The following is a 17,039-nucleotide window of genomic DNA, read 5'->3' on the forward strand; positions in this document are numbered from 1 at the left end:
GTTCACTCGAACGGACTGCCCGCTTTCGGTGAAGGCAAACTCTGCCTGAACGGCCGATTAGAGGCGCGGTGCTGCCGGACAACTTGGCGTGGCCGCGACACGCAAGGTGAGGTTTTTGGGGCGCCTCCCTCATGCGCGCGCTTGGAAGGCTTCGTCTTGAAATACAGCCAGTTGAGAAACGCGTCGGCGTCCGTGAAATCAGCGCCACCGATGCGCCTCCGCAGCGCGTCGATGGTAGCGCACAATTGCGTGTATCGTTCGGCCGACAGCGTTGCGACAGTTGGACTTCGAGGCGCGCCAATGCCGATCGCCGCTAGGGCGCCGGAGGTATTGCCGTTGAAGACAGCGTACCGCTTCGGGGCGAAGGTGCAGAGAATCGCCGTGATCATATTCACGCCCACGCCAGGAATACCGAGCGCTAGCTGACGCATCTGCTCGTAACCCCGTTCTGGCGCGAGTTTGGCTGCCTTCCTGCCCGCGGCGAACAGTGTGATCGTCTTCTTGGGATGATCGAGTGCCGCCGACCCTCGTCGATGAATGTCGCCGGAATGCCAGAGATGTTGATAAGGCTCTCTTGAAGAAATCAGATTGCTTAGATTCTCTGCGAAGACGCTCCTCATTTCCTTCGAAATCCTCGGCGCGTTGCCGAGATCCGCGATCAATTGCTGAACCTTCAATGCCTTGTCCCGATCGGTCCGGCGCTTCGCCAGCGCGGAACGTTCGGTCTTGTCTGCGCGGTACTGGCGGAGGAAGCCATTCAAGCGCCGCAGATCGAACTGTGCGGCGAAGTTGTCTTCGAGCTCTTTCTCAAGTTTGCGTCGCAATCGCTCGGCGTCTTTGTGTCGCGAGGCATATTGCCCAAGCACCAGGTCATCGAGTTCTTGGAAGCTGCCGCTCTCACGAAAATCGGCAAAGGTGACTTTCAGATCCGACGACAGTTGTTCGTCCGAGTTCACGGTCGCCAGGATTGAAATTTCATCGTTTGTTGTCAGGGCGCCGGTCGTGAGGTTCGCTGACCCGATCAGACACCGAACCTGGCCTTCGCTTCGTCCGACATAGGACTTCGGGTGAAAGGTTGCGGTCTTGCCGTTTGCAAGAAACATTTCGAAGGCCCCGAACCGCTTCTTTATTGCGAGCAAATGCGCGAGCGCCTTTGGCTCGGTGATGTAGAAATCAGTACCGAGGAAAGCTTCAATTTTAGCGCCCTGCTTCAGGCGTGCCTCTAGGAGCAGCCCGATGATCCGTGCGCCACCCTCTTTTAGGAAGGCGACGGCGATGCTGATCTGCTCAGCGCCCTCCAAAACATGGGCGACAGCGGTCCGATGATCATCGGACGCCTTGTTCTGGATGAGTCGCATGCCGGTACATCCCCCTCAATGGCAGAATCCGCCGTCTCGAGAATAGCGGCTACCGTCCGATTTACCGCCATCTAATAGATATCCGTGTGCGTCAATTGCAACGATGTTCGAGATGTCCGCCGACAATTGTAACGAAACCTCGGATAGACTGCCGGCAGCTCACGAGCCAGGTAACAGACGACGGCTTTCGGGAACGGATGGGGGCACTTTATACGACCGATATGGCGCATTGCCGCCCGTCATTCTTGGGGCCGATAGCGGACTGGAAGCTTCGGGCCTCGGATCTTCCATAACGGACCTTCAATTCGGTGCGAGTATCTTCGTGACGTGACCCGAAGCAGACGCTTCAACAGGCCTGCTTTCGGGCCAACCGGCTAGAAAGTTCTACCTTGAACTCTGAGTGAATTCCCCGACTTTCCTGAAACACGACCTTCGCCCTGCCTGCGCAGATGGGCGATCGAGCCATATTGGCCAGCTTGGCGCTAGCCAAGCTGCGATTTATTTTCTCGAGTTTGAAACGGATCTCTGTTAACTGATAAGGGATTCGGAGAATCTCATGTCGAATCAGACCGTCGCAAGCCTATTTTCGGGAATTGGTGGATTCGAGGTGGGTTTCGCCAAAGCGGGCCTAAAGACGTCCCTGATGTGCGAAAAGGATTCTGCGGCACAGGCCGTCTTGCGAAGCCGCTTTCCGGAGATCAGTCTTGTCGACGATGTCACGGCCATGCCTCGTCTTCCCAAGTGCGACGCCCTTGTCGGTGGCTGGCCTTGCCAGGATCTCAGTCAAGCTGGACGGATGGCTGGTTTGGACGGCAGCCAGTCCGGGCTGGTGTCGCACGTGTTCAGGTTGCTCGACGCTACACCGAAGAAGCCGAATACTATAGTTCTCGAAAACGTTGCGTTCTCCCTAAATCTGCAGAAGGGCAAGGCAGTACGGTACGTTACCGCCGAGCTAGCCGAACGCGGCTACCGCTGGGCGTACCGCGTGCTGGACACTCGGGAATTTGGGCTTCCGCATCGACGCCGGCGCATTTTCATCGTCGGCATGTTGGAGGGTGACCCCGGAAACCTCCTCTTCGACGGTATCGACCGCGTAGCGCCCGCAAGCGATTGGGCGGCCAACATCGGATTTTACTGGACTGAGGGCAATCGTGGCGTGGGTTGGACCCCTGATGCAGTACCACCCCTAAAAGGGGGCTCCGGCCTAAGCATACCTTCACCGCCTGCTATTTGGACGGTGGAAACTGGACTGTTTCAGACGCCTGGCATCGAGGATGCGGAACGCCTTCAAGGTTTCCCCGCTGGCTGGACGGCGGCTGCCCGCGACACCAATAAGGGCGAGCGCGGGCGCTGGCGCCTTGTTGGCAACGCTGTGAGCGTGCCTGTGGCGACCTGGGTCGGACAACGTCTGGTGGCCTCGGAAGCCCACAGCCTTGCCTATCAGGAACACGGTACCGAGACGCTTTCCCAGCACAACGCGGCGTGGGGTGGCCCTAAGCAGACTTCACGCTACATACCTGGGGCGGGTGAAGGACCGGCAGACGAACGCCGCGTCTCGATCGCGAGCTTTGGCTTGAACGATGCACAGACATTATCCGTCCGCGCCGCCGAGGGATTTCTTCGCCGCTACATGAAGAGTGGGCTAACTAAGAACCAAGACTTCGCGCAAGCACTGGCGACCCACTGCGGTCTCGAAGAAGTACCCGCCTAAACGCGGCGGTAGTGCTGCCTTGTCTTGTAGCGCTCAAGCCCCTTAATGAGCGAGACCATGAAGATCCTTGTCCGTCGAAACTTCTCGGTAATGTCCTGAGTGCTGAATTGGGAACCGACGGTCTCGAACGTCTCGGCGCCATGAGCAAGTGTGTTGCGCATCTGTCTTATAAGGACCAGGTCGGAACCGCCGAGGCAAGATCGCGGTGGTCGCCATCGGCTTTCGATCCGCGCGACGAAGCGTAGCAATTCCTCGTTGTCGACATTTCCGGAAAACGGCAGACGGCGCAGGTCTGATTTCCAGTCCACGACCCCAGGCGCGAACCTGGCCACGTCGCGGATGAGGCTGTCGTGGTTGGCGCCCTGGGTGAGCCGGTCGCGGAAGTGAGCTCGGGCTATCTCTTCCTGCCAGTAGTCTTTCAGAGCCATAAAGCCGCCACCGCCTGCCAGGATCTCCTGTCGCAGCCCTACCAACGCCTCTCGGGAACCGAACTCTATGCAGTTGTACATCATGATGAAGGCGGAGGCGCGGGACGCCGTGATCGCCGCCGTTGCGCGGTAGAAACTGCGGCCGGGTATGTTGTAAACACGCTCCAGCGACTGCAGAGACTTTAGGTACTCGGACACGTCCTGCGCGCGGACGCGAAAGCGTCCCTCAACGCTCATACGGACGGCCGAGCAGGCTGTCGCGGACGTATTCGATACGCCCCCGGAGCTTCGGAGCACTGTTGCTGGCGTCCGTCCGCACCAGCTCCTCGAACTGCTTCGACCGCAGCCATGCATCCGATGGCGGCCTTAAGGCCGGATCGCTCCGTAAGGCGAGCGCCGTTCCAACGGCAATGGCTTCGAAGCGGACACGAGGAACGCGTTTCCCTCCATCCGGCCGATAGAAGGCCTTCGGATAGTACATGCGGATAAACTGCATTGTCCGCTCGAATTCGGCGCCCATCTCCGAGAGCCGCGCTTCGTCAGTGGACTTGTTCAGCTTGTCCATGTTGGAGTCGAGGAATTTCCTGACATCGTGGCGGAACGCCAGGTAGCGGTCGCAGTAGATGAAAAAGCGCGTGACTAGCTCTTGACGCTCGCTGCGAGCGTCGACGCCCTTGGCCATATGGGGCGTCAAGCTCTTAAAGAGGTCTGATGCAGCCCTTTCAATCACCAGATCGAGGAAGGCACCGCGGTAAACGCCTTTCCGTATTTCGGCGTCTTCAAGTCGCTTTCCTGATGTGTTGAGGCGCCTGAACAGCTCAACACGGGTGCTTTCGTCGGTTCCCTGGTCCAAGACGAACGAACGTATTGGCGTGTTGTTGAGACGCCGCTGCACCGAGGGCGGCAAATCGGCGAAATGATATCCGTTCAGTATGTCTAGCTTCTCGAGACCTCTCAGCGCGAACCCATCCCGCAAATATCGTACTAGGCTTCGGATCCGTTGCGAGCCGTCAACGATCTCCAAGCGCCCCTCGACGTCATAGAGGAATACCGGAGGAACTGGGACCCTGAGGATGAGGCTCTCGATGAAATAGGAGCTTTGCTCCTCGTTCCAAGCGAGGCTTCGCTGATACTCCGGAACGTAGATGTCCCCTTCCGTCTCGGCCTCATCGCGAAATTTCGAAACCACCAGTTCGACGGAAAAGTCCGTAACAACGTACCGAGCCTCCCGGCGCACATCATCGACGATCGCAGCCACTTCGTCCGGGTCTGCCAACTGCAGTAAAAGGTTCGACATAAGGTTTTGGTCCCGACAAGATGCATAGATGTCAGATTCTTGGCATGATCGCTAGCGAGGCAGAGAATCGGAACCCTGCGTCGCTCGCCCAACACTCGGCGCCGTGAGGAAAATGTCTTGACGGCTTTCGGTGAGGATGGTCAGATACTGGACGCAGAGTTCGAGGTCGAAGAAACGGCCATCGGGGTCGACATCGTGCTTCACTCGAATGGCGGCGTCTCCCGAGGCAAGCCCGCCTACAACCCGGACTATATCGCGACCCTTGAAACCATCTTAGCCCGCCTCGCGGTGCTCGGTGGCAATCTTGAGGGGGCGTGGGTCGACAGTAAGGCCCTCGCCGACCTCGACCCGAACGACCGTCGAGTTAAATTGGAGACGGCCGACTATCCCATTCGTCTATCCGACGTTTCCGATATCGGCGAACTCAGATTGCAGATCCGCCGGAGCGTTTCAACGATCGGAAGGTCGGAACGTCGATCTGCCGGCACCGGCAATAAAAGTTACGACTAGCGGTATCTTTCGACATCCGCCCTTCTCTTCCGAGACTAGAGCGCGTCCTGTTTAATCCGGTTCATATCCTGCGGCTTTGAAGTAGTTGGCACATTCGGCTGTGGTGAAGAGGTCGACGACCGCGCCGACCGTGTCCCACAACGCCTTGATGGTTCTCTCGGCCGTTGCTCGCAGCAGCGCCTTGAGTTTGGCGAAGGCGTTCTCAATCGGGTTGAAGTCGGGACTGTAAGGCGGCAGGTAGAGCAGGCTCGCGCCTGCGGCCTCAATCGCGTCGCGCACGCCGGCGGCCTTGTGGGCGGGCAGGTTGTCCATGACAACTACGTCGCCCTCCGACAATGTCGGGACCAGCACCTGCTCGACATAGGCCAGGAACACGTTGCCGTTCATGGCGCCGTCGTAGACGAAGGGCGCAGTCATGCCCGTCAGCCGCAGCGCTCCGGTGAAGGTTGTGGTCTTCCAGTGGCCATGCGGCACGCCGGCCCGGCAGCGCTCGCCGCGCGGCGCTCTTCCACGCAGGCGGGCCATCTTTGTGGAGAGGCCGGTCTCATCGATGAACACGAGCTTCGCCGGATCGAGGTCGAGCTGGCCGTCGAACCAGTCGCGGCGCCGCTTCAGGATGTCGGGGCGATCCTGCTCCAGTGCGTGCGCGGACTTTTTTTGAATGTCCAGCCGTGGCGGCGAAGCCAGGCGCTCAAGGCGCTGCGGCTGATGCGCACCGACTGCTCGGCGACGAGCCGCTCCACCATCTCGTTCAGCGTGATGTCCTTGCGCTCCTCGATCAGCCCGACGACGAAGGCTTCATGCGCATCGAGGCTGGAGGCACGGCGGCGGCCCTGCGGGCGGGGCGCCAGTTCGCCGATCTTCGCCCGCGCAATCCAGCGGATCGCGCTGGACACTCCCACGCCGAACCGCGCCGCCGCTTGCCGCGCCGACATGCCCTCGTCCGAAGCCTTCAAGACCCGCGACCGAAGATCCACGCTCAATGCTTTTCCCATCGTCAACCTCCATCGAGGTGGACGTTGAATCAGCACAAAACGCAGCCGTCACTTCACAATCGATTCATCGATCACAGGACGTGCTCTAGAACCGGCGTTGCGGGGCGGTACCGCCACCGCACAAGCCTTCATCGACTCACTTGTCGACTTTAGTACGAACGTTGATCAGCTGCCCCTACTCGCAAGCGCACCCGACCTGCAAAACCCCGAAATACGCAAAGCGGTGTGGGATTTGACGCGCGATGCTACTCCGATCATCAAGCACCGGATTAGCCGATACGTGGAACGCGGGCCGATCGGAGCAATGGTGAAGCTAACGAACAACCACCGGTGTCAGGGCTGCGACGTCTTGGGTCAGGCTTGGGCCACGTTCTTCAAACCGGATGGTATGCCGTATGTCGAAGCTCACCACGTGGTGCAGGTATCGACACTCAGCGTTGATGTGCTGGGGCCGCAAAACGTCATTACGGTCTGTCCAAATCACCATCGCCAGCTTCACTTCGAGGTCACCACGGTGCTGCACCTTGGCGACGAATTCGAATTCATCCTCCCTCCGCACCTCGCGTTCCGGATTCGGAAGTTTTCCGTCTGAGACTAGCGTTAAAGCTTCGATGAAGGCGGTGTGGTTGGCTCATCCGCGCATCTATCGCCAGTCGCAATATTTGTAGGAGCGGCTCCAGGTAGTCGTTACGCTTTATCTCGCATTCCCACACCTCCACGACAGCCCAGCCCCGCGAACGCAGTGCGCCCGCAGCAGCGGCGTCACGCTCCCGATTGCGCCTAAACTTCTCCGTCCAGAACGCGACCCTGGACTTTGGCGTGGTCGCGAGATGGCAGCCCGGATGGCGATGCCAGAAACAGCCATGAACGAATACCACGACCTTTCGCCGGGGAAAAACGAGATCCGGCGTTCCCGGGAGGCCCTTAACATGAAGGCGGTATCGCAGACCGGCGGCATGAAGAGCCGATCGCACTTTCATCTCGGGCGACGTGTCCTTTTGCCGTACCGAACGCATTATCCTGCTGCGCTGTGAACTAACGGGATAATCGTCGTTGTCTATATGGTCACAGGTCATGGTTCTCAGTGCTCATTAGGGATGCAGCCGCCTGCGACGCTATAGGCGAACGTCGCAAAAACAGCCGCCTTCAGGCGCCAAAGTTGGCCGGACGCGCCATTCACGCTGAACCGTGCATTCCTTGAGGAGTCGACTCTCAGTCAAGTCTCACCGCAAGGAACGTCCCATCTAGACCGTTGAGAACTGAGAACGGTCGTTTAAGGCTCGTCACCTGCTCAGAGATTGAGCTAGCATGATCGTGGTGTTCGTCGGTAACTCGCCATGAGCCCATTCCCTGATCAAAGAAGATCGTGCCAGAGCCACGCGGCGTTCGAAATTCAAGGCGACGGCGGTGCGGCGCGGATTGGACTTGTGACACCTGCACTTTCGGCACCACCTCGACAAGCGATTGCTCCATAACCGCCGTACGCGTAACTAGGTCGGCCCAATCCCTATGCAACCACGGTCCTGTACGAGCCCCACCGCCGGTCTTGGCGGCGAGAGTCTGCACTTTGACGTTGGTGTCATAGTCGCTGAAGGCGGCGACCACTTCCGTCAGGAGACGGATGGACAGCGGATTGAACAGGTACTTGTCCGAATAGCGAATCTCCAAACACGGGGCAGCGAATACCTGCGCTAATTCCGTCGAGCGCGCGCGCAACAGCGCCCTGAGCCGGGCACCGAAACCCGCGGCTGGTCCGTCGAGCTCATCAGCAATCTCGAAAATGGCCTCACTGCCGCCGGCCGAGAGCAGGGCGGATACATCTAGCCGCTCCCGCGGCGCGGCAAGCGCCGTTGCACCTCGTACCACCGGAGCATCGGAGACAGAGCCCCAACCAATACCCACGGCCTTCGCGGATGCAGACGATGATGCCCAGGCGGTTAGCCCACGTGTCGAGACCACACCCGCCAGCCAGGCGTCGTTGTCGACTTCGTTTCGCGCTACGATGTCGACGCGTGCGCGCTGAGCCCATAGTACCACGTTCCGACGCGTGACGGCATCGGTAGCGGTCAGCGCGCTCGCGTCGACTGCGATCTGCACCCCGCGCCCGCGAGCGCCCCAGCGTTCCAGAACGGGCGCCATTTGCCAAGTCTCCAATTCCCACTCTGCAGGAGGCCCTGACATGAACACGACCAGTGTATTCGACGCATCGTCCCCAAGGCGGTCGGAGAGTGCTTGGGGGAGAGGTGCGGATTCATATTCGGTGGCAGGTCCGAACAGTCGGAAGCGCTTGGGAAGGTCCAGACTGCGTCCAATGGCGGTGAGTAGGGAATGCGCTGCCCTCCGGTCGGTGCCTTCGACCGCATGTTGGCTATCAACCGAGAGCACGCAGCGAGGGCAGGCGAATACTGCATCGGGATCGCCACAACGGCCCAACTTGCTGCAGTCCAGCAAGTCTCTAGCCTCGTTAAGTATGCCGATGGGATCACGAGCTATCGTGGCAGAGAAGCCGGCGCCTCCGCTCGCCCGGTCGAAGACAGCAGCGGTCCAATTGCGCTGGCCGGCAGGATGGATGGCGGGAGGCGCCGCAAAGCCCATCTCGTCAGCATCCACGCCGAGGCGACGCGCGGCCGCTTCTCTGATCGCCAAAGCCACCGTCAGCGCCACTTCACGGCTGGCGCAGTCGTAGAGTTGTATTTCGCAGACGTCGGTTCGAATTTCGTGACCGAGTCGTAGATGGCGCGCCACGGCATAGGGGTTGATCTCCGGCGCGCCTGTGCAGGTGCGTTCGTCGGCCGCACGGGGGCCTCCGCGAAGTGGACGGTGCCCCGCGAGGGACCCGGCGCCATCCGCTTGGTGTTCGGCTTCCGCGCGGCCACAGTGCAGGCAGACCTCGAACCCATGGCCGTGCGGACCTGGATTGAACCAGAAGACCAGACCGTCCGAGCCGGTCCGGAGGCGCCCGACGTTTGGGTCCGGGAGAGCGCGCCAAGCCAGAGTGCGCGCCGAGACCCAGGGGTCGACGAGCATTGAAGTCCCGGTGTCCGAGGGGTCATCATGAACTTCGTAGCGCGCGTCGACGGCAAAACCGGCTGGAGCGAGGAATCGCATGATCTTGAAGTCAGAGCTGCCGCAATCGGGGCAGGCGCCGGGAGACACGGCGGATGGCGCCGACAGTAACGCGCCGCAGGACTGACAATGGCGCATCTGACGAAGGCTTTGCACCTCCCGCACACCGGCCTTATCGGCGGGACGTTTCCAATTCAGCGTGACGCCCGCGGACTCTCGCACGACACCGTCCACCACCAAGCTCCGCCCAGGCGCATACTCGAATATGGCGATGTCGCGTTGTCGGGATGGGTATCCTCGAGAACTAAAGCGGTTCTCGCCAGAGTCCTCTCGCTTGTGTCGCTCGACCCCAGTCTCCGTCACGAAGGACACCACGTCGCTCGGGAAGCCATATGACGGTAGGAATCCGCGACCGGCGAGTTCACCCAAAAGGTAATTTCCCTGGAGCCTCCGACGTTGGAAGTCCCGCGCCTTGGATACCACAGAGGTTTCGGCATCCGGCTCATCGCCCCTTAGTGCGTCCCATTCCGCGCTCAAATCCGACTGAATGCGCTCGATCGTATCCCGGACACCTTCGAAGAGGTCGGGGTCTGGTCGCACGGGGGTCCCGCGCAACACCTCCTCAAGATCCGATGTCATCGTCTTGAGACCTGCAGCGGCGGCGTCGAGCCATGCTAGGAAGCGACGCCAAGGCAAGTTATTCAGGACTTCTGCGCTGAGTCCGAGGCCGAAAAAGGCGCCATTCGTCAGTTTGTGAAGTTCGGCGCCCTGAGTGGCCAGAAAGCGCGCAAGAAGAAGGGCGTGGGCGTGACGTCGAGCGATGGTTGGGCTTTCGAGACTGACCACCGGCGCGGGCGCTTCTCGCGCCAGGAAGGCGCCGGGATCTGCGAACGCGAGTCGGTCGAGCGGTCGATCCTTGCAAATCGTCAGGCCAAGAGCGATCGGCTGACGCGCCCGTCCCGCCCGGCCGACACGCTGCCGGTAATTAGCGATCGCCGGTGGCGCATTGGTGTTTAGAACCGCCTCGATGCTTCCAATGTCAACGCCCATCTCCATGGTGGTCGAGCAGCCAAGGACGTTGACTTTTCCAGATTTGAAGGCGTTTTCGTAGTCGCGGAGCAGGAAACTCGGTTGCTGAGCGGAGTGCTCCGCCGCGCGCAGCCACGGCGAGAACCTCGCCGCGCGATCCTGCTGATCGCCCCAGGCCCCCTTGGCCCTCAGGAGCGAGACACGTTCATCGGTCGCTAGCCAGTCGTCGAGAATTGAATCGGAGACGCGACCTCCGTGGGCATCACGGCGCCATGGAAACGGCAGGGTCGGCATGTCGACGGCTTCGGCTTTCGGGTGCACACCGAGCTTGTCGTATGGGCTTAGTCCGCGGAAGGTCGTGTCCACCAGACGTCGAGTGTTGGGGCACCAGAAGGCCCTTTCGATCGGCGTGACATTCATGTCGCCGAGCCGTAGCCGGAAGCCATTCGGACTGACCGTCATGAACCTTTGCAACGTCGACCATGCTGCCCGCAGAAGTTCGTTCAAGTCATCCCGAACGCTTGGATCATCGCGATCGAGACCAAGCGCCTGGACAAGCATCCGAACCACGCGAGAAGGTCTTGGACCGTAGGGGTGTGGCCAGAAGCGGACGTATCGGCTTGAGGGAAGCGCAGGCTCGAAAGGTACCATTTCCACGTGGCTCTGGCGGCGGTCAATCCAACGCATCCAACGTTTAGCGTCGAAATCCAGGATGACGTTAGTTCGGACAAAATGCGTAAGGAGAAGGCGCACGAGGTCGCGCCAGTCGTCTGCATTCAACCCTAAGCGCGTTGCGGAAGCCGGAACGACCACGTTGGGCTCGTCCAGGCCGGGAATGGTCAAGCGCAAAAGGCCCAATGTCTCAGCGCTGTTGGCGCGGACGGGCCGTCGCATGATCTCCCGATATAGCATGAATTCAGCGAGCCGCGCTGGGTCGGAGAAAGTCTCTTCGCGCTCGACCCAGAGATTCGAGAGAAAGCGGTTGATTGTGGGCTCAGCGGCGAGTCGATCGACAAGTTGGCGCCAGGCCTTCGGGGTGGCGACCCCTTCGAGCCTGATTCGCGCCAACCGAAGGTCAGCCATGAGGCTGAGAGTGATCCCGTCCTGCTCGTCGGAGGCCAGTCGCTTGAGCTTAGCCTCGATCGCGGCGATGGCCTGGTCGTCCCGCACGGGACGATCCTGCACAAAGTGGTAGAGAAAGCTTCGGACGAAGCCGCGCTCCGATGCCACCTGCAAGTTCGCCGCGTGTCGGGCCGTGCCCTGCCGCGCATCGGTGAAGGTAATCAGTTGCCGGCCGTCGAGCGGCAAGGGCTCGTCAGCGTCAGGTTTTGGCGATAGGTGCCCGACGAGTCCAGGGGTGATCTGAGACATCAAGTAGGGCGCACCCGCGACGAGCGATCGAAGCACGCCGGCCTCGAGGTCCACCTTCTTGGGTGCCCAGCCGCAACATGGACACTCACCTACGTGGCGGCTCGCGGTCGTTGGTAACCCCGCGCCGTCCACGGTCTCGACGATCGCACCGGTTTTTGGCTCGAAGCGGATTATCGGAGACGGCCGTGCCCCGCGCGCCCCTAAATATCGGCGGTTCACGACCGGGGATGTGGTCAGCGGCGCATCGTCTTGTGTGTCGTCTTCGGCGCCGAAGGTTTCGTCGCGATCGAGCGTTTGCTCGAACTCACCGTCCCCTGTGCCGCCTGTCCAGGCCACAAGATGCGATCCGTCGGCAGTTTCTTCAGCCTTGAGCGCACCATCGCCGCATTGAATGCAATAGGCCCATTCGAGCACGAGCGATCCGCAGTGTGAGCAATGCTCTCGCGATTCGAGGAAGACGGCGCCGAAGTGCCAGTCGGCTGCTTCAGATGCGGCGGGCCGCCCGGGACAGGTCGGGTTCACGCAGGCCCAGAGACCGGAAAGCGTCCGGTGGAAGAGGTGTAGGCGGACCGGCAGGATTGAGTCTCCGCCAGCGCTGGCCAGCGCCGGATCGGAATGTGGGTCCTTCGCCCTTGACGCTTCGACAAGCAGGCGCCTCGGGTCTACGTCCGCGCCGCCGATCTGGCGCGCCTGCGCGCTCCAGCCGCTCCAGCCTACGATGGCGCCGGCTCTGAACTGCTCCCTCAGGACCCTTAGCGGTGCAGACTTAGCGAAGATCTCACCGGCCTGGAGCGGTTCCATGCCCGCTATCTCGTCAAGTTCGATGAGATTGCTATTGAGGGCAGGAGAGGCCGGTAGCGACGCCCTAACACCTCTTACCACGTGAATATTTTGCTCTGGTGCGCCTGACAGATCTCGAAGGAAGGATCGTAGCTCGGCGGCGTCCGGGCCGCCGATCGTCGCTGAGGTCGCGACGTATCGGAGCTCTTCGGGTTTGCGACCGAAAGCAAGCGCGACGCGGCGTAGTAGGAGAGCAATTTCGGCCGCCTGGGCGCCGACATATGAGTGCGCTTCGTCCAGTACCACGAAGTCAAGCGTACCTTGTGACGCCCGCAGGATCGGTGCGTCCTTCTGCCGGATCAGCATGTACTCCAGCATGGTAACGTTGGTGACAAGAACCGGCGGAGGCGAGCGCCTGAGTGTCGTCCTATCAGCGACCTTCCAGGGTTCCCCACGCGCGGCGGTGCTCCGCACACTCTCCGGCGTGTCGCCATTGTAGAGGCAGTAGCGCAGCGCTCCGCCGAAGGGGGCGAACCACTTTGACAGCCGCTCCTCCTGGCTGGCGATAAGTGCGTTGAGCGGATAGAGCATCAGCGCGCGCACTCCTTCGAGCGGTTTTGCACCGCTATCGGAGGATCGAACCAGCCCATCCAAAATCGGTGTCAAAAAGCATTCTGTCTTCCCTGAGCCTGTGCCGCTCGACACGATCACCGAAGCGGCGCGTTCGCCGCAAAGCTGCTTCCAAGCGTCCACCTGGTGGGTGTAGGGCGGGTATGCGACTTCACGCAGAACTTCGAGCGTTCTTGGGTGCAAAAGGCCAGCCGGCAATCCGCCCCAACCGCCCTCTAACGGCAACCAGGGATAAGCGCCTTCGACAAACGGTTCGGAGAGGGCCGAGTTAGGCTGACCAGCGCGCGCACCCAAGCCCTCACGCAGATGCCGATTGAGATCGACTGAACGGAGTCGAGCCATACCGACAATCGCATCTGCAGCATCGCGTGGCAGCCGCGCCAGAAGCCTCTCGATTTCCATCACAGGTCCATTCGTTGGGTGGTGCCGGGGTCTATAGTCTCGCGTCCAAGGGCGACGGCGAGAGCGCTCTCGAAGAGCTGACGGTCGTGGAGCCAAGCGGCCCGACATCGTCCGACAACCTGCGGGTTTTGATGGAGTTTGCCGGCCGCCATTCGCGCCGCCACTAGGGGAGCAGCGATCAAATCCGCGAAGGCTGGGTCGTACCGCTCCCAAAGCTCGCGTCGCTCTGGCAGGAGCCCCGCGAGATGCAATCCGGTCGGTGGCTCGCGATGCTCACTCTGACGAGTCACGAACGCTTCGGCGAGTTCCCGAAGCGTTTCCTTCGGACGCCGGCATAGCCTTCCGATGAGGCCGGGTTCCAAATCTGCTCGTGGCGCGACCAATAGGAAGGTGATCCACGCATGAGTCGCTAGCCCGGGCTCCAGATCAGCGATTTGGCCGAGGGCGGCCGCCACATTGCGCCCTGCGTCGGCAGTCGGTAGTTCCAACCGTTCCAGGCGGCGCTCCAACTCGTCAATTCTCGTTCGAAACGCAGACACCCAGTGCTCGACTTCCGTTGCGCACCAGAGGAAGGGTAACTCACTTTGTAGCCGGATCACGGCGTCGCGCTCCTCAAGAGTGTCGCAGGTCGACAGGATCCACGGAGCCGCCTGGGGGGCACGGCAAAGTGACCGCAGGGCATCGATCGCCGGCACGGGCACGTTGCGATCCCGCGCGGCCACGCTCAGATCGACCAAGAGGCGGAGATCAGCGCGGTTCAAGGCTTCCGGGTGCTTTAACACTGTAGCAAATGCATCGTCCCGGGCGTCACGTCGTGCGATCCTGAAGGCCAGACGAAGCGCACTTCCACGATCGTCGTCGCCCGGTGGTTGGGCGACCACCTTCGGTCTGAGCGAGGTCCCGTCATTGGTTCGCCCGAAGATCAGCCAGGGGCCCGGACCGAGCTCTTGCAGGAGTCGCGTCTGCAATTCCTGCAAGGAAAGGCGTGGAAGGTTGTTGGAGAGTTTCGCGGTAGGCTGCGTCAGCGCTAGCGCATCCAGATTCCAACCAAGGATACTCGAAAGGCCCGAGAACGGCGAAATGCCTTTCTCGGCCACCAGCGGCTGGTCTTCGTCGTACCAGGCGATCTCGGCGAAGTGGTCACCTCGACCGGCCCAGCTCAGGCGCACCTCCGCATCGAGGTCCGGAAAGCTACCAAGGAGATCCCGCAATTCGTCTTGAAAGGCCGATAGCGGGACGAGACCGTCGATACGACGCGTGGCCTGCACGGGCTGTCCTGCGCCCTGCCGAACCACCAGCCATAGGTCGCGACCGCCAGGCGCCAACAGGCGGAACCCATGCAGTGGATCGATCGAAATCTGGGCCCGGCTTACGGCGGGCCGCATGTCCGGGGTCAACAGGAGCGGCTCGGCAATCGGATCAGCGAGCGTTAGGTCGAGTTGGGTGTCCCATCGCAGCGCCACGTGTAGCATCGCGCCTGGGGTGTGGAGTCGAAGATCGACGCGCGCGTCATCACCATTCCTGGAGATCGGAAGGATCTGACCGCCCTTCGCCGCAACGCTGGCCCCGAGCAGATTCTCGATTTTCAACGAGTGGGTTCGCGGTTCTCCCGATAGCACCAATTCACGCGGCGCAACGTCGGCGCAGGTCCAAGCGACCAGTTCACCGCCCCGCCTCATTGCGATCTCGACCCTGCCCAGGGGCGCGTGTTTGTTCGAAGAACGCCACGAGCCTCTCCCCAACGACCGCCAAATTAGGTCTTCCGACGAAACCAGCGTGTGATGCTGACCATCCGAAAGCCAAGCCTTTGGCGTCCCTAGGAACACCGTCTCGCGCACCCGCCGTAGAGTCTCTCCTGTGAGGATCAGTCGCTTCGTATCCTCGCGCTCGGCCGCGCTACGCCACGTGAGACGCCCATCACCAAGGTCGAGCGAAGCTTGCCCGACGAAGGCCAGAAGACAGCGTCCATCGAGGATGCAGTCTCCCAAGTCAGAAGGAGGCTGTTCGAACTTCAGTGCTGAACGAGCCTCCTGCGTTACAGCCATAGCCAGCCATGGCCGAGTGCTTCGAAAGGGCGAACTGCCAATGAATCTTAGTTCAAGCGCGTTCTCAAAATCGACGCCAGGATCTGGCTGGAAGAGGAGGACAGGCGCGTCTACCGGCTCGCCGGCAAACGCGGTGAACTCTTCGACTAAGGTCTCCCCTGCAACTGCCGCCAACCTAATTGCCTGGTTCAGGCGAGCGGGAACTTCGAACGCCTTGACCAGCGGACGGGACTCCCACGCTGTCGCCTCGTCTGATTCCACCTGTTCCAGCACGGCGATGGGCCGGTTCAAACCCGGCAGATCACCCCGCGGAAAGATGCGCAGCCGAGTGGCACCTTCCATCGCTGCCTGCAATTGGGGAGATGTTCGGACCACGTCGAGTTCACCTGACAAGGTGAGTTCGGCCCGCGGCGCCCACCCTTCGGCGGTGCGCCGCAGCAATCGGCTTGCCGCCAGGGCTCCCCCTTCGACGCGCCGGGTCCGGACCAAGTCTTCCACCAGAGATCGAAAATCGCCTTCCTCCAAGTCAAAAGGCAGATCGTTGCGCCAAGCAGGCACCACAGAATCCAGGTGGAGCACGGGATCTCGGTCATTTCGTTCGTGGAGGGGCGGCAATTGTTGACGGAAACGAACGATTACCGTGGACAGCGCCACGGCTGGCTCCACCAGCGCCTGAACAAGCGTTTCGCCCGCCCGCCATGCCTCACTTGCGACGGCCTCGGCAGGTGTGAAGCCCATTTCGATCGCCAAGATGCTGCGCTTCAGCCATAACCCCAAGGTTCCCTCTTTGATGGCAGCAGCTGGAAAACCCGCCTCGCGCACTACGCCGAAGAGGAGCGGCACGTCGGTCGGCTGAGGGCGTCGCCACCGTTTCAAGCCAGCTTCGGCGGCTTCCCGCACCACCGCGTAGCGCACGTCGGCGGCCGAATCATTCGCGTGATATCGAATTCCAAGGACAGCTAAGGGTCTGATCCAGTCCCAAGCCCCCCCGGCGCGTTCCCGGCGATACCACTCGGCTGTGAAAGCAACGAACAAAGCCTGACCATGGGAGTCGTTCAGCGCGGTCGGTCCATGGCGTTTTAGGACCTCCCGAACGCCCTCGAACTCTTGTCGGCTGAATCGGTAGCGATAAAGTGGGCGCCCATCAGGGAGCGATAATCCGCGCGATCGGAATAAGGCCTCGTAAGCGCCGCGTAGACCTAGACGCGGCTCGTCCATATTTCCCCCCAGGCTCCCAATTCAGATTGTGACACACTGTGCATTAGTTGTGAAGTTTTCCTCTGCGAGCAGGCCGCCTAGAGGGCGAGAGCGGACTTTTCGACAATAGGAACGATTTCGAAGACAATTTCGACGGCCTCGGCAGGCCGCTTGCACGGTCGTCGTTCAGCTTCCCCGAACTATCTTCGCGGAACGATTC

The 17,039-nt window shown here is 61.0% G+C and carries 10 protein-coding genes; 3 read left to right on the forward strand and 7 right to left on the reverse strand.

The genetic code is table 11. The features are described 5' to 3' along the window. Positions 1-2: 2 nt before the first annotated feature. Positions 3-1,358 carry a hypothetical protein gene (locus BLT09_RS17510; RefSeq protein ID WP_091595090.1) on the reverse strand — a complete coding sequence of 452 codons (1,356 nt, stop codon included), beginning with the start codon at positions 1,356-1,358 and terminating at the stop codon, positions 3-5. A 556-nt stretch (positions 1,359-1,914) separates the two neighbouring features. Here BLT09_RS17510 and BLT09_RS17515 point away from each other — a divergent pair. Further along, the gene (locus BLT09_RS17515) at positions 1,915-3,069 is read left to right on the forward strand and encodes a DNA cytosine methyltransferase (RefSeq protein WP_091595092.1); all 1,155 of its coding nucleotides are present in this window, start codon (positions 1,915-1,917) and stop codon (positions 3,067-3,069) included. On the opposite strand, the gene BLT09_RS17520 is transcribed toward BLT09_RS17515, so the two are convergent. Continuing rightward, positions 3,066-3,734 carry a hypothetical protein gene (locus BLT09_RS17520; RefSeq protein ID WP_091595094.1) on the reverse strand — a complete coding sequence of 223 codons (669 nt, stop codon included), beginning with the start codon at positions 3,732-3,734 and terminating at the stop codon, positions 3,066-3,068. The genes BLT09_RS17515 and BLT09_RS17520 overlap by 4 nt on opposite strands. Next, a complete protein-coding gene (locus BLT09_RS17525) occupies positions 3,724-4,794 on the reverse strand; it encodes a DUF262 domain-containing protein (protein WP_091595096.1) in 1,071 nt (356 codons plus the stop codon). The genes BLT09_RS17520 and BLT09_RS17525 overlap by 11 nt, the downstream gene beginning before the upstream one ends. Before the next feature lie 117 nt (positions 4,795-4,911). On the opposite strand from BLT09_RS17525, the gene BLT09_RS17530 reads away from it, so the two are divergent. Further along, complete coding sequence (locus BLT09_RS17530; protein WP_091595098.1) at positions 4,912-5,304, forward strand: hypothetical protein; 393 nt, start codon at positions 4,912-4,914, stop codon at positions 5,302-5,304. 51 nt (positions 5,305-5,355) lie between these two features. Here BLT09_RS17530 and BLT09_RS17535 read toward each other — a convergent pair. Further along, positions 5,356-6,299 (reverse strand): IS630 family transposase gene (locus tag BLT09_RS17535; protein ID WP_236473000.1). Its coding sequence is split into 2 segments (ribosomal slippage): positions 5,356-5,963 and positions 5,963-6,299, totalling 945 coding nucleotides; the frame shifts between segments, so codons are not numbered across the junction. 97 nt (positions 6,300-6,396) lie between these two features. Here BLT09_RS17535 and BLT09_RS17540 point away from each other — a divergent pair. Then, a complete protein-coding gene (locus BLT09_RS17540) occupies positions 6,397-6,891 on the forward strand; it encodes an HNH endonuclease signature motif containing protein (protein WP_091595100.1) in 495 nt (164 codons plus the stop codon). Here the strand turns inward: BLT09_RS17540 and BLT09_RS17545 are convergent. From BLT09_RS17545 to BLT09_RS17555, 3 genes are all read right to left on the reverse strand, one after another. After that, positions 6,842-7,375: a very short patch repair endonuclease gene (locus BLT09_RS17545; protein WP_091595102.1), complete on the reverse strand. Its 534-nt coding sequence runs from the start codon at positions 7,373-7,375 to the stop codon at positions 6,842-6,844. The two genes, BLT09_RS17540 and BLT09_RS17545, sit on opposite strands and share 50 nt — an antisense overlap. Positions 7,376-7,511: 136 nt before the next feature. Then, positions 7,512-13,577, reverse strand: coding sequence for a DEAD/DEAH box helicase (locus tag BLT09_RS17550; protein WP_164748266.1), 6,066 nt, complete (start codon positions 13,575-13,577; stop codon positions 7,512-7,514). After that, positions 13,577-16,840: an STY4851/ECs_5259 family protein gene (locus tag BLT09_RS17555; RefSeq protein WP_091595106.1), complete on the reverse strand. Its 3,264-nt coding sequence runs from the start codon at positions 16,838-16,840 to the stop codon at positions 13,577-13,579. Before BLT09_RS17555 ends, BLT09_RS17550 begins: the two co-directional genes overlap by 1 nt. Between the last annotated feature and the right edge of the window lie 199 nt (positions 16,841-17,039).

This window comes from Mesorhizobium muleiense, from assembly GCF_900099905.1.
Lineage (GTDB): Bacteria > Pseudomonadota > Alphaproteobacteria > Rhizobiales > Rhizobiaceae > Mesorhizobium > Mesorhizobium muleiense.

Coding starts and splice junctions, on each gene's coding strand:
- BLT09_RS17510 (WP_091595090.1), bottom strand. CDS start 1,358: ATGCGACTCATCCAGAACAAGGCGTCCGATGATCATCGGACCGCTGTC.
- BLT09_RS17515 (WP_091595092.1), top strand. CDS start 1,915: ATGTCGAATCAGACCGTCGCAAGCCTATTTTCGGGAATTGGTGGATTC.
- BLT09_RS17520 (WP_091595094.1), bottom strand. CDS start 3,734: ATGAGCGTTGAGGGACGCTTTCGCGTCCGCGCGCAGGACGTGTCCGAG.
- BLT09_RS17525 (WP_091595096.1), bottom strand. CDS start 4,794: ATGTCGAACCTTTTACTGCAGTTGGCAGACCCGGACGAAGTGGCTGCG.
- BLT09_RS17545 (WP_091595102.1), bottom strand. CDS start 7,375: ATGACCTGTGACCATATAGACAACGACGATTATCCCGTTAGTTCACAG.
- BLT09_RS17550 (WP_164748266.1), bottom strand. CDS start 13,577: ATGGAAATCGAGAGGCTTCTGGCGCGGCTGCCACGCGATGCTGCAGAT.
- BLT09_RS17555 (WP_091595106.1), bottom strand. CDS start 16,840: ATGGACGAGCCGCGTCTAGGTCTACGCGGCGCTTACGAGGCCTTATTC.